General features: G+C 67.4%; 20 protein-coding genes and 1 tRNA gene. 11 read left to right on the top strand and 10 right to left on the bottom strand.

Features of this window, described 5'->3' with window-relative positions:
* Positions 1-9: 9 nt before the first annotated feature.
* Positions 10-807: a TatD family hydrolase gene (locus tag AC5P57_RS11720; protein WP_262235513.1), complete on the bottom strand. Its 798-nt coding sequence runs from the start codon at positions 805-807 to the stop codon at positions 10-12.
* A 67-nt stretch (positions 808-874) separates the two neighbouring features.
* Between AC5P57_RS11720 and hrpB the strand changes: the two genes are divergently transcribed.
* Both hrpB and AC5P57_RS11710 read left to right on the top strand, forming a co-directional pair.
* Entirely contained in the window at positions 875-3,379 is a 2,505-nt protein-coding gene (hrpB, locus tag AC5P57_RS11715; RefSeq protein ID WP_262235514.1) for an ATP-dependent helicase HrpB, read from the top strand.
* A gap of 160 nt (positions 3,380-3,539) precedes the next feature.
* Positions 3,540-3,914 (top strand): hypothetical protein, encoded by a 375-nt coding sequence (locus tag AC5P57_RS11710; protein ID WP_019336760.1) that lies wholly within the window; start codon positions 3,540-3,542, stop codon positions 3,912-3,914.
* 94 nt (positions 3,915-4,008) lie between these two features.
* Here the strand turns inward: AC5P57_RS11710 and AC5P57_RS11705 are convergent, their stop codons facing one another.
* The 3 genes from AC5P57_RS11705 to AC5P57_RS11695 all read right to left on the bottom strand — a co-directional run bounded on the left by AC5P57_RS11705 (position 4,009) and on the right by AC5P57_RS11695 (position 5,870).
* Positions 4,009-4,548 carry a pseudouridine synthase gene (locus tag AC5P57_RS11705; protein WP_099551806.1) on the bottom strand — a complete coding sequence of 180 codons (540 nt, stop codon included), beginning with the start codon at positions 4,546-4,548 and terminating at the stop codon, positions 4,009-4,011.
* 68 nt (positions 4,549-4,616) lie between these two features.
* Positions 4,617-4,877 carry a hypothetical protein gene (locus AC5P57_RS11700; RefSeq protein ID WP_099551735.1) on the bottom strand — a complete coding sequence of 87 codons (261 nt, stop codon included), beginning with the start codon at positions 4,875-4,877 and terminating at the stop codon, positions 4,617-4,619.
* 135 nt (positions 4,878-5,012) lie between these two features.
* A complete protein-coding gene (locus AC5P57_RS11695) occupies positions 5,013-5,870 on the bottom strand; it encodes a class I SAM-dependent methyltransferase (protein WP_262235515.1) in 858 nt (285 codons plus the stop codon).
* Between the two features lie 169 nt (positions 5,871-6,039).
* Here AC5P57_RS11695 and AC5P57_RS11690 point away from each other — a divergent pair, with 169 nt between their 5' ends.
* The 4 genes from AC5P57_RS11690 (at position 6,040) to AC5P57_RS11675 (ending at position 10,473) form a co-directional block, all read left to right on the top strand.
* Positions 6,040-6,996 carry an aldo/keto reductase gene (locus AC5P57_RS11690; protein WP_142807020.1) on the top strand — a complete coding sequence of 319 codons (957 nt, stop codon included), beginning with the start codon at positions 6,040-6,042 and terminating at the stop codon, positions 6,994-6,996.
* 644 nt (positions 6,997-7,640) lie between these two features.
* Positions 7,641-7,714, top strand: a tRNA-Thr gene (locus AC5P57_RS11685).
* A 357-nt stretch (positions 7,715-8,071) separates the two neighbouring features.
* A complete protein-coding gene (locus tag AC5P57_RS11680; RefSeq protein WP_495219583.1) occupies positions 8,072-9,196 on the top strand; it encodes a slipin family protein in 1,125 nt (374 codons plus the stop codon).
* A gap of 56 nt (positions 9,197-9,252) precedes the next feature.
* Positions 9,253-10,473, top strand: coding sequence for an RtcB family protein (locus AC5P57_RS11675; protein ID WP_142807022.1), 1,221 nt, complete (start codon positions 9,253-9,255; stop codon positions 10,471-10,473).
* Positions 10,474-10,568: 95 nt separating this feature from the next.
* Here AC5P57_RS11675 and AC5P57_RS11670 read toward each other — a convergent pair whose 3' ends face one another.
* Complete coding sequence (locus AC5P57_RS11670; protein WP_262235516.1) at positions 10,569-11,474, bottom strand: NAD(P)/FAD-dependent oxidoreductase; 906 nt, start codon at positions 11,472-11,474, stop codon at positions 10,569-10,571.
* Positions 11,464-11,919, bottom strand: coding sequence for an Rrf2 family transcriptional regulator (locus tag AC5P57_RS11665; protein WP_099551741.1), 456 nt, complete (start codon positions 11,917-11,919; stop codon positions 11,464-11,466). The genes AC5P57_RS11670 and AC5P57_RS11665 overlap by 11 nt, the downstream gene beginning before the upstream one ends.
* Positions 11,920-12,103: 184 nt before the next feature.
* On the opposite strand from AC5P57_RS11665, the gene AC5P57_RS11660 reads away from it, so the two are divergent.
* On the top strand, positions 12,104-14,224 hold the full coding sequence (locus AC5P57_RS11660) for a methyl-accepting chemotaxis protein (RefSeq protein WP_142807025.1): 2,121 nt from the start codon (positions 12,104-12,106) through the stop codon (positions 14,222-14,224).
* Positions 14,225-14,308: 84 nt separating this feature from the next.
* Here AC5P57_RS11660 and AC5P57_RS11655 read toward each other — a convergent pair whose 3' ends face one another.
* On the bottom strand, positions 14,309-15,211 hold the full coding sequence (locus AC5P57_RS11655) for a LysR family transcriptional regulator (protein ID WP_142807026.1): 903 nt from the start codon (positions 15,209-15,211) through the stop codon (positions 14,309-14,311).
* Positions 15,212-15,316: 105 nt separating this feature from the next.
* Between AC5P57_RS11655 and AC5P57_RS11650 the strand changes: the two genes are divergently transcribed.
* The 3 genes from AC5P57_RS11650 to AC5P57_RS11640 all read left to right on the top strand — a co-directional run bounded on the left by AC5P57_RS11650 (position 15,317) and on the right by AC5P57_RS11640 (position 18,357).
* Positions 15,317-16,531, top strand: a complete 1,215-nt coding sequence (locus AC5P57_RS11650; protein WP_262235518.1) for an MFS transporter — start codon at positions 15,317-15,319, stop codon at positions 16,529-16,531.
* A gap of 125 nt (positions 16,532-16,656) precedes the next feature.
* On the top strand, positions 16,657-17,466 hold the full coding sequence (gene dkgB / locus AC5P57_RS11645) for a 2,5-didehydrogluconate reductase DkgB (protein WP_262235520.1): 810 nt from the start codon (positions 16,657-16,659) through the stop codon (positions 17,464-17,466).
* A 306-nt stretch (positions 17,467-17,772) separates the two neighbouring features.
* Entirely contained in the window at positions 17,773-18,357 is a 585-nt protein-coding gene (locus AC5P57_RS11640) for a YdcF family protein (RefSeq protein ID WP_262235521.1), read from the top strand.
* 160 nt (positions 18,358-18,517) lie between these two features.
* Here AC5P57_RS11640 and AC5P57_RS11635 read toward each other — a convergent pair whose 3' ends face one another.
* Positions 18,518-19,219, bottom strand: coding sequence for an alpha/beta fold hydrolase (locus AC5P57_RS11635; protein WP_262235523.1), 702 nt, complete (start codon positions 19,217-19,219; stop codon positions 18,518-18,520).
* Positions 19,220-19,350: 131 nt separating this feature from the next.
* Here AC5P57_RS11635 and AC5P57_RS11630 point away from each other — a divergent pair, with 131 nt between their 5' ends.
* Complete coding sequence (locus AC5P57_RS11630; RefSeq protein ID WP_049426729.1) at positions 19,351-19,731, top strand: YbjQ family protein; 381 nt, start codon at positions 19,351-19,353, stop codon at positions 19,729-19,731.
* A 43-nt stretch (positions 19,732-19,774) separates the two neighbouring features.
* Here the strand turns inward: AC5P57_RS11630 and AC5P57_RS11625 are convergent, their stop codons facing one another.
* Positions 19,775-22,501 carry a bifunctional acetate--CoA ligase family protein/GNAT family N-acetyltransferase gene (locus AC5P57_RS11625; protein WP_262235525.1) on the bottom strand — a complete coding sequence of 909 codons (2,727 nt, stop codon included), beginning with the start codon at positions 22,499-22,501 and terminating at the stop codon, positions 19,775-19,777.
* A gap of 85 nt (positions 22,502-22,586) precedes the next feature.
* The gene (gene mgtE / locus AC5P57_RS11620; RefSeq protein ID WP_099551749.1) at positions 22,587-23,957 is read right to left on the bottom strand and encodes a magnesium transporter; all 1,371 of its coding nucleotides are present in this window, start codon (positions 23,955-23,957) and stop codon (positions 22,587-22,589) included.
* Positions 23,958-24,110: the final 153 nt, after the last annotated feature.

The following is a 24,110-nucleotide window of genomic DNA, read 5'->3' as shown; positions in this document are numbered from 1 at the left end:
ACTACCCGATCAACCGGCGTCAGGCAGGCGGAAGAACGCGCGCGTGGCGGCAGTGGCATTGGCCGCGGTCACCGCAACGTCCTCGCCACGGTCACGTGCCAGCTCTTCCACGATGTGCGAGAGGAACATCGGTTCGTTGCGGCGATCCTTCGGCATCGGCTTCAGCGTGCGCGGCAGCAGGTACGGCGCGTCGGTCTCGATCATCAGGCGGTTGGCCGGGATGTTCTTCACCAGTTCGCGCAGGTGCGCGCCGCGGCGCTCGTCACACAGCCAGCCAGTGATGCCGATGTACCAGTCCTGGTCGAGGTAATCGAACAGCTCATCGCGTTCGCCGGTGAAGCAATGCACCACCGCCGGGCCGATGCGGCCTTCGAAGTTCTTCATCTGTGCCATGAAATCGGCATGCGCGTCGCGCTGGTGCAGGAACAGGGGCTTGCCATTGTCCGCGGCCAGCTGCAGCTGTCGCTCGAACGCACGGTGCTGGGCCGGGCGCGGCGAGAAATCACGGAAGTAGTCCAGCCCACACTCCCCCACCGCCACCACTTGCGGTTGGGCATGCAGCGCGCGCATCTCCGCATCGCATTCCTCGGTGTATTCCACCGCGTGGTGCGGGTGCACGCCGGCGGTGGCGTACAGGAAGGCGGGGTGCTGCTGCGCCAGCTGCACGGCCAGCGGCGAGTGCTCGCGGCTGGCACCGGTGATGACCATCTGCACCACGCCGGCCTGGCGCGCACGGTCCAGCACGGCGTCACGGTCGCGGTCGAAGGAATCGTGGGTCAGGTTGGCGCCGATATCGATCAGGTGCATGGTCATCGCGGGGGAAAAGTGCCCGCGCATTGTACCTGCGCCCGCCGCGGCCCCTTATCCTTTGCACATGAACGCCCCGCTCTTCCCGATTTCCCCGCTGCTGCCGCAGATCCAGCAGCACCTGGCCATGCAGCCACGGCTGGTGCTGGAAGCCCCGCCCGGCGCCGGCAAGACCACCCAGGTGCCGCTGGCGCTGCTCGATGCACCGTGGCTGCAAGGCCGGAAGATCATCCTGCTGGAGCCGCGCCGGGTGGCCGCACGCAGCGCCGCGCTGTTCATGGCGCGGCAGCTGGGCGAGGATGTGGGCGGCACCATCGGCTACCGCATCCGTTTCGAGAACAAAGTCTCGGCGCGCACGCGCATTGAAGTCGTCACCGAAGGCATCCTGACCCGCATGCTGCAGGACGACCCGATGCTGGAAGAGGTCGGTGCGATCCTGTTCGACGAATTCCACGAGCGCCATCTCAGCGGCGACCTCGGCCTGGCGCTGGCGCTGGACGTGCAGGCGCAGCTGCGCGACGACCTGCGCCTGGTGGTGATGTCGGCCACGCTGGACGGCGAGCGCCTGGCACGCTTCCTTGATGCGCCGCGGCTGAGCAGCGAGGGCCGCAGCTACCCGGTGACGGTCAGCCATTTCCCGGCGCGCCGCGATGAGGCGCTGGAACTGCAGGTGCGCCGCGCGGTGCAACAGGCCCTGGCCGAACATCCCGGCGACCTGCTGGTGTTCCTGCCCGGCCAGCGTGAGATCGCGCGGGTGCAAGCCGGCCTGCAGGAATCCCTGGACAGCGGCGTGGAGGTGCTGGCGCTGCACGGCGAGCTGCCGGTGGAACAGCAGGCACGCGTGCTGCAGGCCGCCAGCGATGGCCGCCGCCGCGTGGTGCTGGCCACCAATGTGGCCGAGTCGTCGGTGACGCTGCCCGGCGTGCGCGTGGTGATCGACAGCGGCCAGGCACGCGAGCCGCGCTACGACCCCAACAGCGGTTTCACCCGGCTGGACGTGGTGGCCATCGCCCAGGCGTCGGCCGATCAGCGCGCCGGTCGTGCCGGTCGCGTGGCCGAAGGCGTGGCCTGGCGGCTGTGGCCGCAGTCGCAGCGGCTGGAGCCGCAGCGCCGCGCCGAGATCGACCAGGTGGAACTGGCCGGACTGGCGCTGGAACTGGCCGCCTGGGGCAGCAGCGACCTGCGCTTCCTCGATCCGCCACCTGCCGGCCCAATGAGCGCCGCGCGCGAACTGCTGCAGCGGTTGGGCGCGTTGTCCAGCCGTGGTGCGATCACCGCACTCGGCCGCCGCGTACTGGCGCTGGGCACGCATCCACGGATGGCGGCGATGCTGCTGGCAGCACCTGATGCCCGCGCGCAGGCGCTGGCCGCCGATCTGGCCGCCCTGCTGGAAGCCCGCGACCCGTTGCGCCAGGGCGGTGACGCGCTGGCGGCCCGCTGGCGCGCACTGGCCGCGTTCCGCAACGGCCGCGCGCCGGGCGACGCCAATCGCAGCGGGCTGGCCGCCATCGATGCCGCCGCCAAACAATGGCGACGTCGCCTGCGCTGCGATGCCGCGCCACCGGCCAGCATCGAGGCGCACGAGCTGGGTGACCTGCTCGCACATGCCTTCCCCGACCGGATCGGTGTCCAGCATCCCGGCGATCCACTGCGCTACCTGCTGGCCAATGGTCGCAGCGCGCGCCTGCACGAACTGAGCGACCTGCGTGGCGAACCGTGGCTGGTGGCCAGCGAGCTTCGCTTTGAGGCACGCGATGCGCTGCTGCTGCGTGCCGCACCGGTGGATGAAGGCCAACTGCGCAAGGCGTGGCCGGAGCGCTTCGTCACTGAAGACGTGGTGCGCTGGGACAGCGAGCGCCGCGCCCTGGTGGCACTGCGCGAGACCCGTTTCGACCGCATCGTGCTGGACAGCCGCTCGGCCGGCCGGGTCGATCCGCAGCACGCCGCGCAGGCCCTGACCGACGCGGTCGCCGAGCTCGGCCTGCAGGCCTTGCCGTGGACCGAAGGCCTGCGCCAGTGGCAGGCACGGGTGGAATCGCTGCGGCGCTGGATGCCGGAGCTGGACCTGCCCGACTGCAGCGACGACGCCCTGCTGGCCAACCGCGCGCAGTGGCTGCAGCCTGCGTTCGCCGGTAAGACGCGACTGGATGCGCTGGATGAATCCGGCTTCGGCGAAGCGTTGAAGTCCCCCCTGGAGTGGTCACAACGGCAGCTGGTCGAACGCCATGCGCCAATCCGCATCACCGTGCCGTCCGGGCTGGAGCGGCCGATCAGCTATGCGCTGGACGGCGAGAGCGGCGATCCGCTGCCACCGGTGCTGGCGGTGAAGCTGCAGGAACTGTTCGGCCTGGCGGATACGCCGCGCATCGCCGATGGCCGCGTGCCGCTGACCCTGCACCTGCTCTCCCCCGGCGGCCGCCCGCTGCAGGTCACCCAGGACCTGCGCAACTTCTGGGAAAACACCTACGCCGAGGTGAAAAAGGAGATGAAGGGCCGCTACCCGCGCCATCCATGGCCGGATGATCCGTGGACGGCCACGGCCACCCACCGGGCCAAGCCGCGCGGGACCTGATTGGCGGGGTCGGATCCCTTTGCAACGCAAAGGGCTCTGACCCCACCCTGCCTGATCCTGAATGGCTGCGGTAAAGTCACGCCACGTGCGGCCTCGACTGACATACCGTTTACGGGCAACACGCGACACTGGACTTCGACCCGAGGCAAAGGACCCCCGCATGAGCAAGCTGACCGTAATCACCGACCGCGCTCTGGAGCGCGCCCTGGAGCTGGCCCACACCGCCGGCGATGGCCTGAAGAGCGCCGGTGGCAGCCTGCGCAATGCGGACTGGATCAAGACCGGCGCCGCCATCGGCGCAGTGAAGACCGGCGGCAAGGCCGCGACCAAGTTCGTGCGCCGCAATCCGGCAGTGGCCGTGGCCGCCGCTGCGGTCGGTGTAGGCCTGCTCGGCTATGCGCTGTACCGCAAGCAGCAGAAGAAGAAGGCCGCCAATGGCCACGTGGTGAATGGGCAGGCGCAGCGTATCAACGCACGTGACCGCCGCAACGACACCGTGGTGGACGAGCACAGCGATATCGGCAGCGACGCGTGAATCATCTGGGGTCGGAGCCCTTCCGCAGGAAGGGCTCCGACCTCAAAGCACCGCACGAGGGCCGGACGCCGCAAGGCCTCCGGCCCTTTCTGTTTCAGCCAATCTGCCGCCACTGCCCCGGCTGCAGGTCGTCCAGCCGGTAGGGCCCCATCGACACGCGGACCAGCCGCAGCGTCGGCAGGTTCACGGCCGCGGTCATCCGCCGCACCTGGCGGTTGCGGCCCTCGCGGATGGTGATCGCCAGCCAGCTGTCAGGCACGGTCTTGCGGAAACGCACCGGCGGATCGCGCGTCCACAGCGACGGCGCCGGATCGAGGCGTTCGATCTTCGCCGGCAGGGTCGGCCCGTCGTTGAGCACCACGCCGTCGCGCAGCTGTTGCAGCTGCTCGTCGCTGGGCGTGCCTTCCACCTGCACCCAGTAGGTCTTGTCGGCCTTGTGCTTCGGGTCGGTCAGCTTGTGCGCCAGCGTGCCGTTGTCGGTCAGCAGCAGCAGCCCCTCGCTGTCATGGTCCAGCCGGCCGGCGGCATACACGCGCGGCGGCAGGCCGAACCCGGCCAGGGTCGGCCGCGGCGGCACGCTGCGGTCGGTGAACTGGCAGAGCACGTTGAAGGGCTTGTTGAAGGCGATCAGCATTGCGGGCACGGCAGGCGGCGGGTAGGGCATTGTCCCATTCCCGCGTTGCCGCCGCGATCACGGCGGGCTCAGCCGAAAACCTTCCATTCCAGCAGGAACGAACCCAGGACCAATGCGATGCCGCACGCGGCGATGACATTGGCCCGGCGCCGCAGGTCTGCCGCCGGCGGGTCGGCCTTGCGCGAACGTTCCTCCAGAAGGGCACCCGCAAACAGCACGGCAAACCCTACCGTCGCCATCAGATCGTGGGCATGACCACCGTAGAACACGAAATCGATCAACCGCCCCAGCACCAGCACCGCGGCAGCGATGTAAAAAATCTTCTTCAACTATCCATGTCCTTGCATACGATCGAATTCCGGCGCATGGCCGGCCTTGGGACCAGCCATGCGCCGCGCTACGCGCGATGAGCCGAGCATGGGCTCGGCTCTACAGAGTCAGCATGCGCCAGCCCGGCACCCCTCTTACGGCTTGATGAAGCGCAATGTCATGCGGTCGCTTTCGCCGATCGCCTGGTACTTCGCATCATCGGCCTTGTCGTGCTGGTTGGTCGGCGGCAGCGTCCACACACCGTTCGGGTGGTCCTTGGTGTCGCGCGGGTTGGCGTTGACCTCGCTGCGCGCGTCCAGCTTGAAGCCGGCGGCCTCGGCCATCGCGATCACCTGCTGCTGGCCGACATAGCCGGTGTCATCGTCGTCGGCCACATCGGCCTTGGCGCGGTGCTCGACCACGCCCAGCACGCCGCCCGGCTTGAGCACGTTGAAGAAGCCCTGGAACATGCCCTGCGCCTGACCGGCCTTGCGCCAGTTGTGCACGTTGCGGAAGGTCAGCACCACGTCGGCAGAATTGGCCGGGCCGAACACCGGCTTGGCCGGATCGTAGGCGACCACGGCGGTCTTGCCGAACTGTGCCGGCGCACCGGCATACTTCTTTTCCAGGCTGTCGCGGCTACGCTGCTGGTAGTCACGGCCGCGGCCTTCGGGCACGGCCATCGGATCGACCACGGCGGCGACGTAGCGACCCTTGTCATGCAGCAGCGGCGCCAGGATCTCCGAGTACCAGCCGTTGCCGGGGGTGATCTCGATGACGGTCTTTTCCGGTGCCACCTTGAAGAACGACAGCGTCTGCGCCGGATGACGGAAGCCATCGCGCTTGGCGTTGCTGGCATCGCGGGTCGGCGCCTTCACCGCCGCGTCGATGGCCGGCGAGACCTGGATCTTCGCCGGCGCTACCGTGGCCGGTGCGGCGAACGCAGGAACAGCAGCGAGCAGGGCCGAAGCAAGCAGCAGTCGGCAACCACGCGGGGACGAAGCAGGCATCATCGGAACGACTCCAGCGGAAGATCCGGCGAGACTAGCAGCCGCAGCGTCCCAGGTGTTCACAAAACGTTAGCCGCATGCCCGTCGCGGAACACTGTTTTGTGGCCACCGCCGCAGCACGGTCACACAACGCGTTTTATTCTGGAGCACTTCCCCCAAGGAGTCCGTGCCCATGACGGCAACCCGCGAACTGGGCCGTTCCGGCCTGCATGTACGTCCGCTCGCCTTCGGTGGCAACGTGTTCGGCTGGAGCGCCGATGAGAAGGCCAGCTTCGCCCTGCTCGACGCCTTCGTCGATGCCGGCTTCAACCTGGTCGACACCGCCGATGTGTATTCGGCGTGGGTGCCGGGCAATGCCGGCGGCGAATCGGAAACGCTGATCGGCAAGTGGTTTGCCCGCAGCGGCAAGCGCGACAAGGTGGTGCTGGCGACCAAGGTGGCCAAGTGGGCCGAGCGCCCCGGCCTGACCCCGGACAACATCAATGCGGCGGTCGAGGATTCGCTGCGCCGCCTGCAGACTGACGTGATCGATCTGTACCAGGCCCACGAGGATGACGAGTCGACACCGCTGGAAGCGACCCTGGCCGCGTTCGGCCGGTTGATCGAAGCCGGCAAGGTGCGTGCGATCGGTGCTTCCAACTACAGCGCCACGCGCCTAGCCGATGCGCTGAAGGTGTCCACCGACTACAAGCTGCCGCGTTACGAAACCCTGCAGCCGGAGTACAACCTCTACGACCGCGCCGGCTACGAAAAGGAACTGGAACCGCTGGTGCAGCGCGAGCAGATCGGCGTGATCGGCTACTACGCGCTGGCCAGTGGCTTCCTCAGCGGCAAGTACCGCACGCCGGCTGATGCGGCAAAGAGCCCGGCGCGTGGCGAAACAGTGGTGAAGCGCTATCTGAACCCGCGCGGCCTGCGCATCCTGCAGGCGCTGGATGACGTGGCCAGCAAGCACAGCGCCAGCGCTGCACAGATCGCACTGGCGTGGCAGATCGCGCGGCCGTCGATCACCGCACCGATCGTCAGCGCGACCAGCGTCGAACAGCTGCACGATCTGCTGGCAGCGGCCAACGTAGCGCTGAGCGTGCAGGATGTCGCGCAGCTGGATGCCGCCAGCACGGAAGCCTGAGTTGTAGTGCCGGCCGCTGGCCGGCATTGCACAACAGCGAAGAAAATAATTGAACAAAATGGTTGCACGCGACTAAATCGTGGTTTATCGTGCGCACCTCGTTTCAACAACCACTGGAAACTTCCCTTGAACGCGCATTCCGTCGCCATCGCCAAACAGCTGCCATGCCTGCGCATGGACGGGCCGGCGCGCGCGTTCGGCAAGGAAGACCAGCTGACAACGGCCTGATACCCGCCCTGCGGAGATCGGCCACCCCGATCTCCGAGGCCTGACGACGCCCTCGGAACGCAAGTCCCGGGGGCGTTTTCGTTTGCGTCGGCACAAGGACCCGCGATGCCAGAACTGCACCCCGCGCGGCGACCCGCCGCTCACTGACCCAGGTTTTTCTGCCCCGCCGAAGGATTTACTTCGCGCGACCGGCAACGCCTGGACATTATCTGCATTGCACCCAAACATTATCGCTCGCCGATAATGTCGGTGGCCTGCACCCTCGATTCTCCAACGGTCCCGTTTCAACCACGGGCTGGTGCGCGCGGCATTGCCGTGGCGCATGCCGGAGGTCGCGGACATGCCATCGCCTGGATCGCCTGCTGGAGGCAGGCACCGGTTCGCCGGTACGCGGTTCGATTCCGCGCGGTCCCCAACTGGATAGCTCAGCTTGGTCAGAGCAACGGATCCGTAATCCGTCTGTCGTGGGTTCGATTCCCACTCCAAACCACATGACCTCTCACGTCATGACTTGAAGCAACACCCGGGGCGCAAGCCCCAGCGGCCATCGTCGCCGTCCACGGACATCGCCTTCGGGCAGGAACGTGGAAGGCAACGGACCGCACGCCGGGCCCCGGCCCGCCGCCACTGCCAGCCACGTTCCGCACCGGTGCTGCCTGCCGGGAACGACGATGGCAGCACTGCCGGTGCACCGAAGGCTCCGCGCGCGGACCGTCCGCCGATGGCCGCCCTCTTCCGCCGCCTGCACGTGATGTGCAGGCGGCCTCGCCACGACCGGATCGACCCGGGTCATGGCGATTCATCCGCAACGGGTCGAACCACCAGAGCCATACAAGGAGAGACTCCCATGTTCTGGACCATCAAGGTCGTGATCGGCGACGGCGAGCGCGGCCTGGTGTATCGCAACCGTCGTTTCCAGCAGATCCTGCTGCCGGGCGTGCACCGCCTGTCGCCGTTCGGCGGCCGGCCGCACGTGGACATCCACACTGCATCGAAGGGCGCGGCCTATACCGGCAGCGACCAGGACAGCCTGATCGAGGCGCTGGGCGCGCGGTTGGACACGCACTTCGTGCTGGCCAACGTCGGCGCCAGCGAGGTCGGCCTGTTGCTGCGCAACGGCCGCATCGACGAAGTGCTGCCGCCGGGCAGCCGCCGCCTGTACTGGCGCGGTTCTGTCGACACCCAGGTACGCGTGATGGCGCTGGGCGACGAGCCGCGCATTCCGGCGGACGTGCAGCAGCGCCTGGGCCAGCTGGGCGTGCTGCCGCGTGTGGCGGTGATCAGCACCGTGCCGAGCGAGTCGGTGGGCCTGCTGTTCATCGATGGCACGCTGCGGCAGACGCTGGACGCCGGCCTGCACGCGTTCTGGAACTTCAACGGCAACGTGTCGATGGAGCGTGTGGAACTGCGTGCACGTTCGCTGGACGTGTCCGGCCAGGAGCTGCTCAGCCGCGACAAGGTGACCCTGCGGGTGAACCTGGCCGCGACCGTGCAGGTGGTCGACCCGGTGCGTGCGCACCGCACGCTCAGCAACGCCGATGAGTTCGTCTACCGTCAGCTGCAGTTCGGCCTGCGCCAGGCGATCGCGGCGCGCAGCCTGGACGAGTTGCTGGGCGACAAGGCGGCACTGGACGGCGAGATCGCTGCCCATGTGCAGGCGACGATCGAGGGCCACGGCGTGCGGCTGCTCGGCGTGGGCATCAAGGACGTGATCCTGCCGGGCGAGATGAAGGAGATCCTCAACGGCGTGGTGCTGGCCGAGAAGCAGGCCCAGGCCAGCGTGATCCGCCGCCGCGAGGAGGCCAACGCCACGCGTTCGCAGCTCAACACCGCAAAGCTGATCGAGGACAACCCGGTGCTGATGCGCTTGAAGGAGCTGGAGGCACTGGAGAAGGTCACCGAGAAGATCGACAAGCTCACCGTGTTCGGCGGCCTGGATGGCGTGCTGAAGCAGCTGGTGACGATCAGGTAGGGGGTAGCGGCGGCGCAGGGACGCGCCGCCGGCCCATCAAGGACAAACACGAAGACATGGACACTCAACACAACTATCAATGGCTGCATGCCGAGGGCACCACGCCGATCAAGGGCTGGGTCAACGGGGTACCGCTGGAAGCGCAGGCCCACGAGCAGCTGCGCAACATCGCCGCGATCCCGTTCGTCGGACCGTGGGTGGCCGTGATGCCGGACGTGCACCTGGGCAAGGGCGCGACCGTGGGCTCGGTGATCCCGACCCGTGGTGCGATCATCCCGGCTGCGGTCGGCGTCGACATCGGCTGTGGCATGGCGGCGGTGCGCACCACGCTGCGCGCCAATGACCTGCCCGATGACCTGCGGCAGCTGCGCAACAGCATCGAGCGCAGCATCCCGGTCGGCAATGGCCGTGGCGGCGAGCATCACCGCATGCCCGACAGCATCCACACCCGGCTGGTGCAGTCCGGGCTGGCCGCCGGGCTGGAGAAGATCAAGGACAGGCACCGGAAGATCCGCACCGACAAGCTGGACCGTCAGCTGGGCACGCTGGGCGGTGGCAACCACTTCATCGAACTGTGCCTGGACGAGACGGATACGGTGTGGGTGATGCTGCACAGCGGCTCGCGCGGCACCGGCAACCTGATCGGCACCTACTTCATCGAGAAGGCGCGCGAGGAACTGGCGCGGCGCGTGCTCGGCTTCCACCTGCCGGACAAGGACCTGGCGTTCTTCATGGAAGGCGAGCCGCTGTTCGATGACTACGTCGAAGCCGTGTCGTGGGCGCAGGACTACGCCCGGCAGAACCGCGAGGCGATGATGTCGCGCGTGCTGGCCGAGATGCGCCACCGGTTGCCGAAGTTCCAGCTGGCGGCGATGGCGGTGAACTGCCACCACAACTACGTGCAGAAGGAAACGCACCACGGCCAGGAGCTGCTGGTGACGCGCAAGGGCGCGGTCAGTGCCCGCGAGGGCGAGCTGGGCATCATCCCCGGCAGCATGGGCACGCGCAGCTACATCGTGCGCGGCAAGGGCAACGCGGACAGCTTCCACAGCTGCAGCCACGGTGCCGGCCGGGTGATGAGCCGTGGCACGGCGCGCCAGCAGATCACGCTGGCCCAGCACCGTGAGGCCACCGCGCATGTGGAATGCCGCAAGGACAGCGGCGTGCTGGACGAGTCACCGGCGGCGTACAAGTCGATCGATGATGTGATGGCCGCCCAGCTGGACCTGGTTGACGTGGTGCACACCCTGCGCCAGGTGCTGTGCGTGAAAGGATGATGGAGCGATGCCGGCTACGGCCGGCCTCTGCCAGGGCGGCACGTCATGTCGGGGGTCAGAGCCCTTTCTGCGAAAGGGATCTGACCCCGAGACATTCAGCGCGGCACGCTGTCCTCGGCCACCAGCGCGTGATGCACGCCGATGCCGGCGCGCACGCCCTCGGCGGTGGCCAGCGTGATGTTGCCGACCGTCGTCGCATCGCCTGCCGCATACACGTTCGGCACCGACGTCTGCTTCATCGCATCGACCTCGATCAGCACGCCCAGCGGGCTATCGACCAATGTGCAGCCCAGCTGCTGCACCAATGGCGTGGCCATCGCCTGGGTGGCCGGCACGAACAGCGCACGCTGGGCGATGCGGCGGCCGTCGGCCAGCTCCACTTCCAGCCAGGTCGGCTGGTCGCCCTGCACGCCCAGCACGGGCGACGTCTCGATCTGCACGCCGCGCTGCTGCATGGCGGCCAGCTCCTCATCGGTGATCGGCAGGCCCTGGCTGAAGAAGGTGACATTTCCCCAATCGGCGAACAGTGGCGCCTTGCTGGCGGACATCGGATGGCCACCGAGCAGGCCGATGGCACCACCACCCACTTCATAGCCATGGCAGTAGGGGCAGTGCAGCACGGTGCTGCCCCAGCGCTCGGCCAGCCCCGGCAGTTCCGGCAGCTGGTCGGCAATGCCACTGGCCAGCAAAAGCTTGCGTGCGGCCAGCACCTGGCCGTCAGCAGTATGCACTTCCACGCCCCCTGCGCTGGCGGTGGCCTGCACCGCCTCGGCGTGCAGCCAGCGCACGCTGGGGTGATCCAGCAGTTGTTGGCGCGCGGTCTTCAGCAGCTCGGCGCCGCTGATGCCATCCAGCCCCAGCACGCCATGCGAATGGCTGGCGAAGCGGTTGCGCGGCAATCCGGCGTCGATGACCGTAACCGGGCGACGGGCACGGGCCAGGATCAGGCCGGCGGCAATGCCGGCATAGCTGCCGCCGACGATGAGCACATCAGGATTCATGGTGACCTTCCAGGGAACGGTGATGGGCAAGATGGCGGGCGAAGTCGGCGCCAAGCTGGTCCAGCGTGGTCGCCTGCAATCGCTGTTCAAGCATCCGTTGTGCCTCGCGTGCGCCCTCCAGCAGGGCGCTGTTGACCAGCTGCTGGATCGGACAGCCGCCGCCGGAATCGCGAGCGCCGACCTGCACCAGCGGAGGTGCCCCCACCGCCAGGTAGATGTCATGCAGCGTGATGGCTGCCGCATCGCGGGCCAGCTGGCTGCCGCCGCCGTGGCCACGGGTGCTGCGCACCAGGCCGGCCTTGTGCAGCTGTGCCAGCAGGCGGCGGATCACCACCGGATGGGTCGGCAGGCACGCCGCCAGCTGCTCGGAGGTGCGCGGGGTGGCATGGCCGACCAGATGCGCCATCACGTGCAGGGCGTCGGAAAGGGGATTCGCGGATTTCATGTAACAACCATAGTTACATTTAAATCCCCTGTCGAGGGTCCGCTTTCGTTCCATATGGACACATATGTCCTATGAAATATCCTCTTCACATCGCTAAACGAAACGGGAATGTGATCCAAGTCGCACTTCAGAGGGAGGTGGCAGCGGTCGATACCGAATCGCCCCTTCCCGAGAGTCCCTCCCCATGAATGCGTCTGTCCGTGCTCCGCGCCTGCAGTCCAAGCTGCTCGGCGCGGTTTCCGTTGGTCTTGCCGTGGTCCTGCTGTGCGCTCTGGCGGGCCTGGCCTCCGCCTGGTTGAAGCTTTCCACCGAGGTTCCGCCCGAAGTCGCGCACAACCGCGACGCCGAACGCCTGCAGCGCGAGTTCCGCGGCCAGGTGCAGGAATGGAAGAACGTGCTGCTGCGCGGCCACGACGACGCGCTGCGCCAGCGCCATCTGGACGCCTTCGACAGCGAGGGCCGCCTGGTCGAGCAGCTGGCCAAGGGCCTGCTGGCCAGCCCGGACGCGCGCACGCGTGAACTGGCACAGGCCTTCATCGGCCTGCACACGCAGCTGCAGAAGGACTACCACGCTGCCCTGCAGGCGTTTGCGGAGGCCGGCTACGATCCCGCCGCCGGCGACAACCTCGTGCGCGGCAAGGATCGCCCGGTGGCTACGGCACTGGATGCATTGAGCACGCATGCCACGCAGGTGGCGGAGGCGGCCGTGGCGGCACGCTCGCAGCAGGCGCGGCAGACACTGCTGCTGTGCGCAGCGCTGACCGTGCTGGCCGCCGTGCTGTTGCTGATGGGCCTGGCCTGGTGGCTGCGGCGTGCGGTGGTGCAGCCGGTGCTGGCGGTGGAAGCCGCTGCACGTGCCGTGGCCGCTGGTGATCTGCAGCACGTGGTGCAGGTGCGCAGCCGCGACGAGATCGGTCGCCTCGCCCAAGCGATGCAGGCGGTGCAGTCCACGTTGCGCGGCGTACTGGACGCACAGGCGACGATGGCGCAGGCGCATGACGCCGGCACCATCAGCCATCGCATGGATGCCAGTGCGTTCCCGGGCGCATTCGGCGAAATGGTCGCCGACAGCAATGCACTGGTCGATGCACATATCCAGGTAAAGCTGCGTGCGATTGCAATCATGGGCCGCTACGCCATCGGTGACCTCAGCCAGGACATGGAACGCCTGCCCGGCGAAAAGGCCGTGATCACCAACGCATTGGATACGGCCAAGGCCAACCTCGGTGTGATCAACGGCGAGATCCGCCGCCTGGCCGAAGCCGCTGCCGCCGGTGACTTCAGCCAGCGCGGCGACAGCGCACGCTTCGAGCATGATTTCCGCGCGATGGTCGATGGCCTCAACCGCCTGATGCAGACCACCGAGCTGAACCTGGGCGAAGTTTCCAGCATGCTGCGCGCGATTGCCGACGGCCGCCTCGGCGCTCGCATGCACGGTGATTTCCAGGGCGTGTTCGCACGCATTGCAGGCGACGCCAACACCACGGCTGCACAGCTGGCGACCATCGTCACCGACATCAAGCACGCCTCCGGCAACATCCACACCGCGGCGGCGGAAATCGCCGCCGGCAACAACGACCTGTCACGCCGAACCGAACAACAGGCGGCCAATCTGGAGGAGACCGCGGCATCGATGGAGGAACTGACCTCCACCGTGCGCCAGAACGCCGAGCACGCACGCCAGGCCAACCAGCTGGCCATCGGCGCGCACACGGTCGCCTCGCAGGGCGGCAGCGTGGTCGGCCAGGTGGTGGCGACAATGGGCGCGATCGAGACCTCGTCGCGGCAGATCGCCGAGATCATCAGCGTGATCGATGGCATCGCGTTCCAGACCAACATTCTGGCGTTGAATGCCGCGGTGGAAGCGGCACGCGCCGGTGAGCAGGGCCGAGGCTTCGCGGTGGTTGCCAGCGAAGTGCGCACCCTGGCACAGCGCTCGGCCGGTGCCGCCAAGGAGATCAAGGCACTGATCGAAGCCTCGGTGGAACAGGTCGGCCACGGCGCGCAGCGCGTGCGCGAGGCCGGCGACACCATGGCCGAGATCGTGGCGTCGGTGCAGCGCGTGACCGACATCATGGCCGAGATCTCCGCGGCCTCGCAGGAACAGAGCGCGGGCATCGAACAGGTCAGCCAGACGGTGATCCAGATGGATGGCACCACCCAGCAGAACGCCGCGCTGGTGGAAGAAGCCAGTGCCGCCGCACGCAGCCTGGAACAGCAGGCGAACCGGTTGATCGATGCAGTGGATGTATTTGATCTGTCGACCACGGCAGCAGCAAAGGACGCGCTGGCGCGCGCGGCCTGACGGATTTGGTTGCCGGCCAGCGGCCGGCACTACCCTCGTGATGAACGGTAGTGCCGGCCGCTGGCCGGCAACCCCACCACGACCTCAGCGCAGGTAACCGCTCTGCGCCATCGCTTCACCCAGGTAATCCAGGAACGAGCTGATCCGCGCCGACACTGCGGTGTTGCGGTAATACACCGCATGGATCGGCTGGTACACGTCCAGCGTCTGTGCCGCCAGCACCGGCACCAGGGTGCCGGCGGCGCGGTCGCGGTCGGTCACGAAGTCGGACAGGCAGGTGATGCCCACCCCTTCCACCGCCAACCGGCGCAACGTCTCGCCGCTGGACACCGCGATGTCCGGGCGCACCCGCAGCAGGCCATCGGCATCGCCCGGCAGCGGCCAGTGATTCAGCGATTCCGGTTCGTTGAAGCTGAGCAGCGTGTGCTGGCCCAGCGCGGCGACGCTGGTCGGTTCGCCGTGCGCCGCCAGGTAGGCCGGACTGGCCACCAGCCGCAGCTGGCAGCGGCCCAACGGTCGCGCATGCAGGGTGGAATCGGCCAGCGGACCGATCCGGATCGCCAGGTCGGTGCGCCGTTCCAGCAGGTCGATGTAGCGTTCGGAGCTGTTCAACTCCAGCTGCACCTCCGGGTAGCGCGCGCGGTACCCGGCCACCAGCGGCGCGATCACGTGCAGCACGAACGGCATCGCCGCATCCACGCGCAGGCGCCCGGCCGGGCGCTCGCGGCGGGCGGCCATCTGTTCCTCAGCGGACTCCACCGCATCGATGATCGCCCGTGCATGGCGCAGGTAGGCCTCGCCCTCGGCGGTCAGGTGCAGGCGGCGCGTGGTGCGGGTCAGCAGGGTGGTGCCCAGCTTGTCCTCCAGCCGCCCCAGCGCACGGCTGACGCCGGAGGGCGTCTGCCCCAGCTGCTCGGCCGCGGCGCTGATCGAACCGCTGTCGATCACCGCCAGGAACGCCTGCATTTCATCGAGGGTGGTTTTCATGGCGCCATTATTGACCACGAGGCAAGAGTGATTGGCGTGACGATGGGTTTTTAGGCAAAGGTGCGCCGCGCACACTGCGCGCCTTCCTTCCCTCTGGAGCCTGCCATGATCCGTGGCATTCCCCTCGCCCTGCTGGCCCTGACCCTCGGTGCCTTCGCCATCGGCACCACCGAGTTCGTCATCGTCGGCCTGATTCCGACCATCGCCGCCGACCTGCAGGTCAGCCTGCCCTCCGCCGGCCTGCTGGTCTCGCTGTACGCGCTGGGCGTAGCGATCGGCGCGCCGGTGCTGACCGCGCTGACCGGCCACGTGCCGCGCAAGACCCTGCTGGTGGCGCTGATGGTGCTGTTCACCGTCGGCAACATCATCGCGTTCATGGCACCGGGCTACACCTCACTGATCGCTGCACGCATCCTTACCGGCCTCGCCCACGGCGTGTTCTTCTCGATCGGTTCGATCATCGCCACCGCGGTGGTGCCGAAGGAGAAGGCCGCCAGCGCGATCGCCATCATGTTCACCGGCCTGACCGTGGCGGTGGTGACCGGGGTGCCGCTGGGCACCTTCATCGGCCAGCACCTGGGCTGGCGCGCCACCTTCCTGGCGGTGGCCGCTCTGGGCGTGATCGCCCTGCTCGGCGCGCTGCTGTTCGTGCCGCGCAGCGTGCCGCAGAGTGCGCCGGCCAGCTTCCGCCAGCAGCTGGCCGTACTCGCCCAGCCCCGCCTGCTGCTGGTCTATGCGATGACCGCGCTGGGCTACGGCGGCACCTTCCTGACCTTCACCTATCTGGCGCCGATCCTGCAGGACGTCACCGGTTTCTCCGCCAATGCGGTCAGCCTGGTGCTGCTGGTGTACGGCGTGTCGGTGGCAATCGGCAACCTGTGGGGCGGGCGCATGGCCGACCGCATGGGTCCGGTGCCCGCACTGAAGCGCATCTTCGCCCTGTTGGCCGTCGTGCTGTTCGTGCTCACCTTCACCGCCTGCAACACCTGGCTGATGCTGCTGACGGTGCTGGCACTGGGTGCGGTGGCGTTCGGCAACGTGCCCGGCCTGCAGGTCTACGTGGTCAAGCAGGCGCAGCGCTATGCGCCGCAGGCCACCGACGTGGCCTCGGGGCTGAACATCGCCGCCTTCAACATCGGCATCGCGCTGGGCGCCTCGCTCGGCGGCCTGGTGGTGGAGCACATCGGCCTGATGCACACGCCGTGGCTGGGCGCGCTGGTGGTGGTGGGTGCGTATGCGCTGACCGTGCTCAGCGGCCGCCTGGACCGCCGCGACGGCATCGATGACCGCGTCGATGGCATCGCCGTGGGCGCGCATTGAGATAAGTCATGCCGTGCCGGCGCCCTGCCGGTACGGTGGTGCAATGCACCGTTGCCGGCACGCATGCGGCCACTGGCCTACCCTTTGCCGGATATTCGCATCCCTCCCCTCTGCTGGAGCTCCCCATGACTGTCCCCGCCTTCGGTCTCGGCACCTTCCGCCTCAAAGACCAGACCGTGATCGATTCCGTGCACAACGCGCTGGATGTCGGCTACCGCGCCATCGATACCGCGCAGATCTACGGCAATGAGGCCGAGGTCGGCCAGGCCATCGCCGATTCCGGCGTGCCGCGCGAAGAGATCTACCTGACCACCAAGGTCTGGATCACCGAGTTCAAGCGCGAAGCGCTGCTGGCAAGCCTGCGTACCAGTCTGGAAAAGCTGCGCACCGATCATGTGGACCTGACGCTGATCCACTGGCCGTCGCCGAACGACAAGGTCGACGTGCCGATGGAGGAGTACCTGACCGCGCTGGCCGAGGCCAAGGCACAGGGCCTGACCAAGGCCATCGGCATCTCCAACTTCACCATCGCACAGACCCGCAGGGCGATCGGCATCCTGGGCGCCGATGCTATTGCCACCAACCAGATCGAGATCCACCCGTACCTGCAGAACCGCCTGCTGGTGAAGTTCCTGCAGGACAACGGCATCCACATCACCGCCTACATGAGCCTGGCCTATGGCGAGGTGATCAAGGACCCGGTGATCCAGGCCATTGCCGGCCGTCACCAGGCCACTCCGGCGCAGATCGCGCTGGCGTGGGCGCTGCAGCAGGGCTTCTCGGTGATCCCGTCGTCGACCAGGCGCGAGAATCTCTCGGGCAATCTGGAAGCTGCAGCGATCCGCCTGACCGACGAAGACATGGCGCAGATCGCCAAGCTGGACCGTGGGCACCGCCTGGCCAATCCGGAAGGCATTGCGCCGGCGTGGGACTGAGTAACGCGATACGCACGTGATGCGTCGGGTAAAAGTGTCGCAACTGACACAAGTTGGGCGACGGAACTGCCGGCTGGAAACGACAGTTTCCAGCCGGGAACCTGCAGCGTCAGGCCAACGGAACCGATTGAAGAAGCGCGGGATCATTGCCACGGACGCGCGCCACGGCCAGATAGGCCAATGACGATGCCAACACCGGCGCGAGGTGGTGCCATCGTGAGGTTGGCTCCGCACTTTGCATGTCCATGATGCGAAGAGTGCGCGGATCATGCTATCGGATTCGTTGAATTCCTGCGGACCACTGCGATGCTGACCCTTCTGCTGCTCCTCCTGTGGGCGTGCGCGATGCTGGCGTTGTGGCGACGCCGTCGCGCGCTCGCCATCGTCATGGCGCTGACATCACTGCCGCTGCTGATGGGTATCGGCCCGGTTGCCCAATGGTGGCTGGATGGCATCCAAGGGACGTCACCCCACGTGCAGACTCCCCAGTGGCAGCCCTCGGCCACCATCATCGTGCTGGGCGCCGGACTCCAGGGCTCACCCGGCAACTCGCGGCCAAGCGTACCGGGGTACAGCCGCCTGCTGGTCGCCGCGCAGGCGTTTCACGCCTGCAACGACACCGGGGCAACCTGCAGGATCCTGGTGAGCGGTGGCCATACCAGGACAGGGCTTCCCTCGGAAGCCGAAGTCTACGCGCGCGAGCTCCATGCGCTGGCCATTCCTCCGCAGTCGTTGGTGCTGGAGGATGCCAGCCTGAACACCTGGCAGAACGCTCACCGTAGCGCTGAACTGACACGACAGATGCAGCCGACCCAGATAGTGCTCGTCACCTCGGGCCTGCACATGCGGCGCAGCCTGCAGTACTTCCGTCATGCCGGCATCGCCGCCTAAGGCCTTGCGAGCGATCATGCCGACGCAATGCCAGGACTCCTTCCAACCTCTTTCAACATGATGCTGGCGGAGTACGCGTTGCGCGAACGCATCGGTATTCTCCGCTACCACGCCTACAACAAACTGGGGTGGAACGAACCGCCTGCCCTCCCAACCCACCTCAATCCGCAGACAACCACCCACGCATCGCCGCACTGACCTCGTCCGGCTTCTCCATCGGGGCAAGGTGCCCGCAATCGGGCACCACCACCAGCTGCGAGTGCGGCACCAGGGCGTGCATTTCCTCGCTCACTGCCAGCGGCGTGATGCGATCGTTGGCCCCGCAGATGATCAACAGCGGATCGCGGTAGCCAGCCAGCACGTCATGGCCGTCACGGCGTTCCAGCGCGCTCTGGCGCAGGAACACGTCCGCGCCCAGGCGAGCGGTCATGTCGCGCACGCGCTGCACCAGCACGTAGTCATCCAGCCGCGAGGCGTCGATATAGCTGCGCATCAGCGCATCGCCGAAGCCGTGGAACTTCCCCGGCAGGCGCACGCTGGCGCGCTGGCTGCGGCGCTGCTCGGCGCGCTCCGGCGAGTCGGCGTGGATCGACGTATCGACCAGCGCCAGCTGCAGCACGCGTTCCGGCGCGATGCGCAGAATCTGCTGGGCGACGAAACCGCCCAGCGAGAAACCGGCCAGCGCGAAGCGCTCCGGCGCCTGCGCCAGCACGTCCTCGGCCACCGCCTGCAGGGTCTCGCCACGGGTCTGGTCGCCCACCGTGCAATCGGCGATGTCGGCCAGGTCAGGCAACTGTGAGCGCCACAGCTCGGCGTCGTTGAGCAGGCCGGGCAGCAGCAACAGGGGGGTACGGTCGGTCATGGGGGTATTGTCGCGCCGGTGCGGTGACAAGGACATGCCGTGGCTGGCCCTGTGCGTTGCAGAACCGGCCCAGCAGCGCGACGACACGCTAGGATGCATCCCTCGACCCTACCCGTTCCAAGGATGCGGCCATGGCAGACCCCTACAACAGCGGCAACCCGACGACCTCGCTGGCACGTTTCGACGATTCACTGGTCACCACCGCCTTCGAGTTGCCCGGCCATCGCGTGGTGCGCAACCTGGGCGTGGTGCGCGGCATCACCGTGCGCTCGCGCTCGATCGTCGGCAATTTCCTCGGCGGCATCCAGACCCTGTTCGGTGGCAACATCACCATCTACACCGAGCTGTGCGAACAGGCCCGCGAGGAAACCTACCGCGACATGGTCAAGCACGCGCGGCAGCTGGGCGCCAACGCGATCATCGGCATGCGCTACGACGCCACCGATGTGATGACCGGGCTGACCGAAGTGCTGTGCTACGGCACGGCAGTGGTGGTGGAGCCGGTGCGCTGAGGGGACCGCCGGGCATGGCCCGGCGCTGCCGACGAGGTGGCGGTCAGGCCACCGGCGGCACTGCGGGCACTTCGACCTGCTGTACCGGCAGGGTCACCATCATCACCGTCGGGTCGTCCGGGTCGAGTCTGGTCTTGAAGCCCAGGCTCTGGCACATCGCCAGCATGGTGCTGTTCTCGCGCAGCACCTGGCCTTCGACCACGTCCAGGCCCAGCCACTTGGCGTACTCGATCATGATCGCCATCAGCCGCCAGCCGATGCCGTGGCCCTTCAGGTCCGAGCGGATCAGGATGCCGTACTCACCGCGGTGGTAATCCGCATCGGCGTGCAGGCGCACCGCGCCCAGCATCTCGCCACTGCGCGGCTCGATCGCCACCAGCGCGATCGAGCGTGCGTAATCGAGCTGGGTCAGGCGCGCGATGAACTCGTGGCTAAAGTGCTTCACCGACTGGAAGAAGCGCAGGCGCAGGTCCTCGTCGCTGACGCGGGCGAAGAACGCACGGAACAGCGCGTCGTCCTCCGGCCGCACCGGGCGCACGAAGGCACGGCCGCCATCGGACAGCTCAATGGTGCGCTCCCACTCCTTCGGGTACGGGAACACTGAGAAGCGTGGATGGCCGCGGCCCTTGTGCAGGATGCGCGACGGCGCCACCGCCACGCGTGCGTCGAGGGCAAGGATGCCCTTGCCATCGACCAGCAACGGATTGATGTCCAGCGTGCGCACTTCAGGAATGTCGGCGGCCAGTTGTGCCAGCTTGACCAGCGCCAGCGCCAATGCGCGCTCGTCGGCGGCGGGCACGTCGCCGTAGGCCTTGAGGATGCGCGAGGCGCGGGTCTGGCCGATCAGTTCATGGGCCAGGCGCAGGTCGAGCGGCGGCAGTGCCAGCGCCTTGTCGTTGATCACTTCGACCGCAGTACCGCCACGACCGACCACGATCACCGGGCCGAACGTTGCGTCATCGGCAATGCCGACGATCAACTCACGCGCCTTCGGGCGGACGATGGTCGGCTGCACCAGCAGGCCGTCAATGCGCGCATCCGGCCGCAACTGGCGGGCACGTGACAGGATCGCATTGGCCGCGCTCTGCACCGCCGGCAGCGTCGTCAGGTTCAGGCGTACGCCATCGACTTCCGACTTGTGCGGAATATCGGGTGACAGGATCTTCAGTGCCACGCTGGCGCCACGTTCCAGCAGCGGTTGCGCCAGGTCCATCGCCTCGTGCGCATCGCGCGCATGCATCACCGGCGCGGAGGGAATGCCGTAGGCCTTCAGCAGCTCATGCGTGGCCAGTGGGTCCAGCCACTGCTGGCCGTTGGCCAGCGCCGCATCGACCAGCGCGCGTGCGGCCGCCGCGTCGACACTGAAATCCTGCGGCAGGCTGGGTGGCGTTTCCATCAGCGCATTCTGCGCCTCGCGGTAGCGCACCAGGTGCTGGAAGCCGCGCACCGCTTCGGCCTCGGTCGGATAGGTCGGCACCCGTGCCGCGTTGAGCGTGGCGGTGGCCTGGTCGTCGTTGCCCAGCCACACCGCGAATACCGGTTTGTCGCGGTGATGGCGCGGGCGCAGTCCGAGCGTGCGGGTAAGCGCCTGTGCGGCGTCTGCGGACGACGTGAATGCGGTCGGCACGTTGACCACCATCACCGCATCATTCTCGTTGTCGGCCAGCAGCGCTTCGATGGCCGCGGCGTAGCGGTCACCGTCGGCATCGACCACGATGTCCACCGGATTGCTGCGCGACCAGCCCTGCGGCAGCACCGCGTCGAGCTTCTCGACCGTGCTGTCGGACAGGTTGGCCAGCGTGCCACGCAATGCGATGAGCTGGTCCACGGCAAGGCGGCCGACACCACCGCCATTGCTGAGAATGGCCAGGCGACGACCGGGGAACGTCCCCAACCGGCCCAGCGATTCGGCAGCCGTGAACAGTTCGTCCAGTGCGCTCACGCGCAGCAGGCCGGCGCGGTTGAAGGCTGCGCCATACACATCGTCGGCGCGAGCCAACGCCTGCACGTGGGTATCGCGGCTGCCTGGCTGCACCCGCTCGGCGCGACCGGACTTCACCACCACCACCGGCTTGGCACGGGCGGCGGCACGCGCGGCCGACATGAACTTGCGCGCATCCTTGATCTGCTCAACATAGAGCAGGATGGCACGGGTGCGGTAGTCGGTGGCGAAGTAGTCGAGCAGGTCGCCGAAGTCGACGTCCATCGTGTCGCCCAGCGACACCACGGCGGAGAAACCGACCGAACGGGCCACGCCCCACTCCACAAGCGCGGCGGCAATGGCGGAGGATTCGGAGATCAGCGCGAGGTCGCCAGCCTGCGGGAAGTGCGCGGCGATGCTGGCGTTGAGCCGCGCGTGCGGCGCAATGACGCCCAGGCAGTGTGGGCCGAGAATGCGCAGGCCATGCTTGCGCGCCACCGTTTCCACCTGTTCCGACAACGAGCCCGGACCTTCGCCCAGGTGCGCGGTGAGGATGATTGCGGCCTGCACGCCGCGCTCGGCAGCGGTGCGCACCACCTGCGGCACGATGGCTGCGGGGGCGGTGATCACCACCAGGTCCGGTACCCAGTCCAGGTCCTTCAGCCGCTTCACAGTGCGGATGCCATCGATCTCGGCGTGCCGCGGGTTGATCCACGCTACCTTGCCGGGGAAGCCCGTGCCGCGCAGGTTGCGCATCACTGCGCGGCCAGCCGAACGCTCACGCGGGCTGCCGCCGATCACCGCGACCGACTGCGGACGGAACACGGACTGCAGGTGGTAGGTACTCATACGCCTACGGTACCCAAAAAAGGGGACGGAGGGGATTAAGTCGTTTGTGCCACAAACGACTTAATCCCCTCCGTCCCCATTTCTCTTACAGCAGCGTGCCGTGCAGGATCATCGCGGCGATGCTGAAATAGATCACCAGCCCGGTCACGTCCACCAGGGTGGCCACGAACGGGGCCGAGGCACTGGCCGGGTCGAAGCCCAGGCGCTTGAGGATGAACGGCAGCATCGAGCCGGACAGCGAGCCGAAGGTGACGATGCCGACCAGCGCCGCACCGATGGTGATCGCCAGCAGGATCCAGTGCTCGCCGTAGTCATGCAGGCCGCCCAGCTGCCAGATCACGATGCGCACGATGGCAAGGCAACCGAGGATGGCGCCCAGCACCATGCCGGTGGGGATCTCGCGGATGGCCACCTTCCACCAGTCGCGCAGGCGCAGTTCACGCAGCGCCAGGCTGCGGATCAGCAGCGAGGTGGCCTGCGAGCCAGAGTTGCCGCCCGAACTCATGATCAGCGGAATGAACAGGGTCAGCACCACCGCGCGCGCCAGTTCGTCCTCGTAGTGCTGCATCGCGCTGGCAGTCAGCATCTCGCCCAGGAACAGCACGCTCAGCCAGCCGGCGCGCTTGCGCAGCATCTCGAAGAAGCCGATCTGCATGTACGGCTTGTCCAGCGCTTCCATGCCGCCGAACTTGTGCGCGTCCTCGGTGGATTCCTCGATCAACGCATCCAGTACGTCATCGACGGTGACAATGCCGAGCATCTGCTGCTGCGCATCGACCACCGGGATCGCCAGCAGGTCGTGGCGACGGATCAGCCGTGCCACTTCTTCCTGGTCCATCAGTGCGTCCACCGTTACCGGTGGGTTGACCTGGGCCACGTCCAGGATCGACTCCTCCGGCAGGCCGGTGATCAACCGGCGCATGGTCACCACCTGCTGCAGCTGCTGGCTGGCCGGATCCAGCACGTAGATCGCGTACACCGTCTCGCGGGTGCGCTCGACCTGGCGGATGTGCTGCAGGGTCTGCGCCACGGTCCAGCTGGCGGGCACCGCCACGTATTCGGTGGTCATCAGCGCACCGGCGGTGTTCGGCGGGTAGCTGAGCAGCTTCTGGATGGCCTGGCGGGCATCGGTACCGAGCAGCGGGATCAGCCGTGCGCGTTCTTCCTCGTCCAGCTCGTGGACGATGTCGGTGGCCCGGTCATCAGCCATCAGCCCGAGCAGGGCAGCGGCGCGGGCCGGTGGCAATGCGGCCACCAGCTCGCCGCTGCGGTGCAGCTCCGGCGCTTCCAGCATCTTCACCGCACGCGGCAACGGCAGCGCAGCCAGCGTTTCCGCGGCGCGCACGAGTTCCAGCGTGTTGAGGAATTCCACCGCGTCAGCGGTGTTGTAGTTCGCCAGCGGTGCGGCCAGGGCGGCGGCATCGGCCACCGGGCGCAGCAATTGCTTCTGGTTCATCGGGTTTGCCTTGTGGGGGTGCGACCTCGCGCAACGCCAACGCAGGCAAACCGTCCCGATGTCAGGCGGTGGCCATCGCTGGCGTCGAACGAGGTCGACTTCTACTGTCGCTGGACATGGGTTGGGGACTCCGGGATGCGTGTGCTGGGGGAC

It is taken from the genome of Stenotrophomonas sp. YJH_SMC_79 (genome assembly GCF_059367995.1).
This window is presented reverse-complemented; position numbering and strand designations above follow the sequence as displayed.

Excerpts from the sequence above, each read along its gene's own strand:
- AC5P57_RS11720 (WP_262235513.1), bottom strand. The coding sequence starts at position 807 with ATGCACCTGATCGATATCGGCGCCAACCTGACCCACGATTCCTTCGAC.
- hrpB (WP_262235514.1), top strand. The coding sequence starts at position 875 with ATGAACGCCCCGCTCTTCCCGATTTCCCCGCTGCTGCCGCAGATCCAG.
- AC5P57_RS11710 (WP_019336760.1), top strand. The coding sequence starts at position 3,540 with ATGAGCAAGCTGACCGTAATCACCGACCGCGCTCTGGAGCGCGCCCTG.
- AC5P57_RS11705 (WP_099551806.1), bottom strand. The coding sequence starts at position 4,548 with ATGCTGATCGCCTTCAACAAGCCCTTCAACGTGCTCTGCCAGTTCACC.
- AC5P57_RS11695 (WP_262235515.1), bottom strand. The coding sequence starts at position 5,870 with ATGATGCCTGCTTCGTCCCCGCGTGGTTGCCGACTGCTGCTTGCTTCG.
- AC5P57_RS11690 (WP_142807020.1), top strand. The coding sequence starts at position 6,040 with ATGACGGCAACCCGCGAACTGGGCCGTTCCGGCCTGCATGTACGTCCG.
- AC5P57_RS11680 (WP_495219583.1), top strand. The coding sequence starts at position 8,072 with ATGTTCTGGACCATCAAGGTCGTGATCGGCGACGGCGAGCGCGGCCTG.
- AC5P57_RS11675 (WP_142807022.1), top strand. The coding sequence starts at position 9,253 with ATGGACACTCAACACAACTATCAATGGCTGCATGCCGAGGGCACCACG.
- AC5P57_RS11670 (WP_262235516.1), bottom strand. The coding sequence starts at position 11,474 with ATGAATCCTGATGTGCTCATCGTCGGCGGCAGCTATGCCGGCATTGCC.
- AC5P57_RS11665 (WP_099551741.1), bottom strand. The coding sequence starts at position 11,919 with ATGAAATCCGCGAATCCCCTTTCCGACGCCCTGCACGTGATGGCGCAT.
- AC5P57_RS11660 (WP_142807025.1), top strand. The coding sequence starts at position 12,104 with ATGAATGCGTCTGTCCGTGCTCCGCGCCTGCAGTCCAAGCTGCTCGGC.
- AC5P57_RS11655 (WP_142807026.1), bottom strand. The coding sequence starts at position 15,211 with ATGAAAACCACCCTCGATGAAATGCAGGCGTTCCTGGCGGTGATCGAC.
- AC5P57_RS11650 (WP_262235518.1), top strand. The coding sequence starts at position 15,317 with ATGATCCGTGGCATTCCCCTCGCCCTGCTGGCCCTGACCCTCGGTGCC.
- dkgB (WP_262235520.1), top strand. The coding sequence starts at position 16,657 with ATGACTGTCCCCGCCTTCGGTCTCGGCACCTTCCGCCTCAAAGACCAG.
- AC5P57_RS11640 (WP_262235521.1), top strand. The coding sequence starts at position 17,773 with ATGCTGACCCTTCTGCTGCTCCTCCTGTGGGCGTGCGCGATGCTGGCG.
- AC5P57_RS11635 (WP_262235523.1), bottom strand. The coding sequence starts at position 19,219 with ATGACCGACCGTACCCCCCTGTTGCTGCTGCCCGGCCTGCTCAACGAC.
- AC5P57_RS11630 (WP_049426729.1), top strand. The coding sequence starts at position 19,351 with ATGGCAGACCCCTACAACAGCGGCAACCCGACGACCTCGCTGGCACGT.
- AC5P57_RS11625 (WP_262235525.1), bottom strand. The coding sequence starts at position 22,501 with ATGAGTACCTACCACCTGCAGTCCGTGTTCCGTCCGCAGTCGGTCGCG.
- mgtE (WP_099551749.1), bottom strand. The coding sequence starts at position 23,957 with ATGAACCAGAAGCAATTGCTGCGCCCGGTGGCCGATGCCGCCGCCCTG.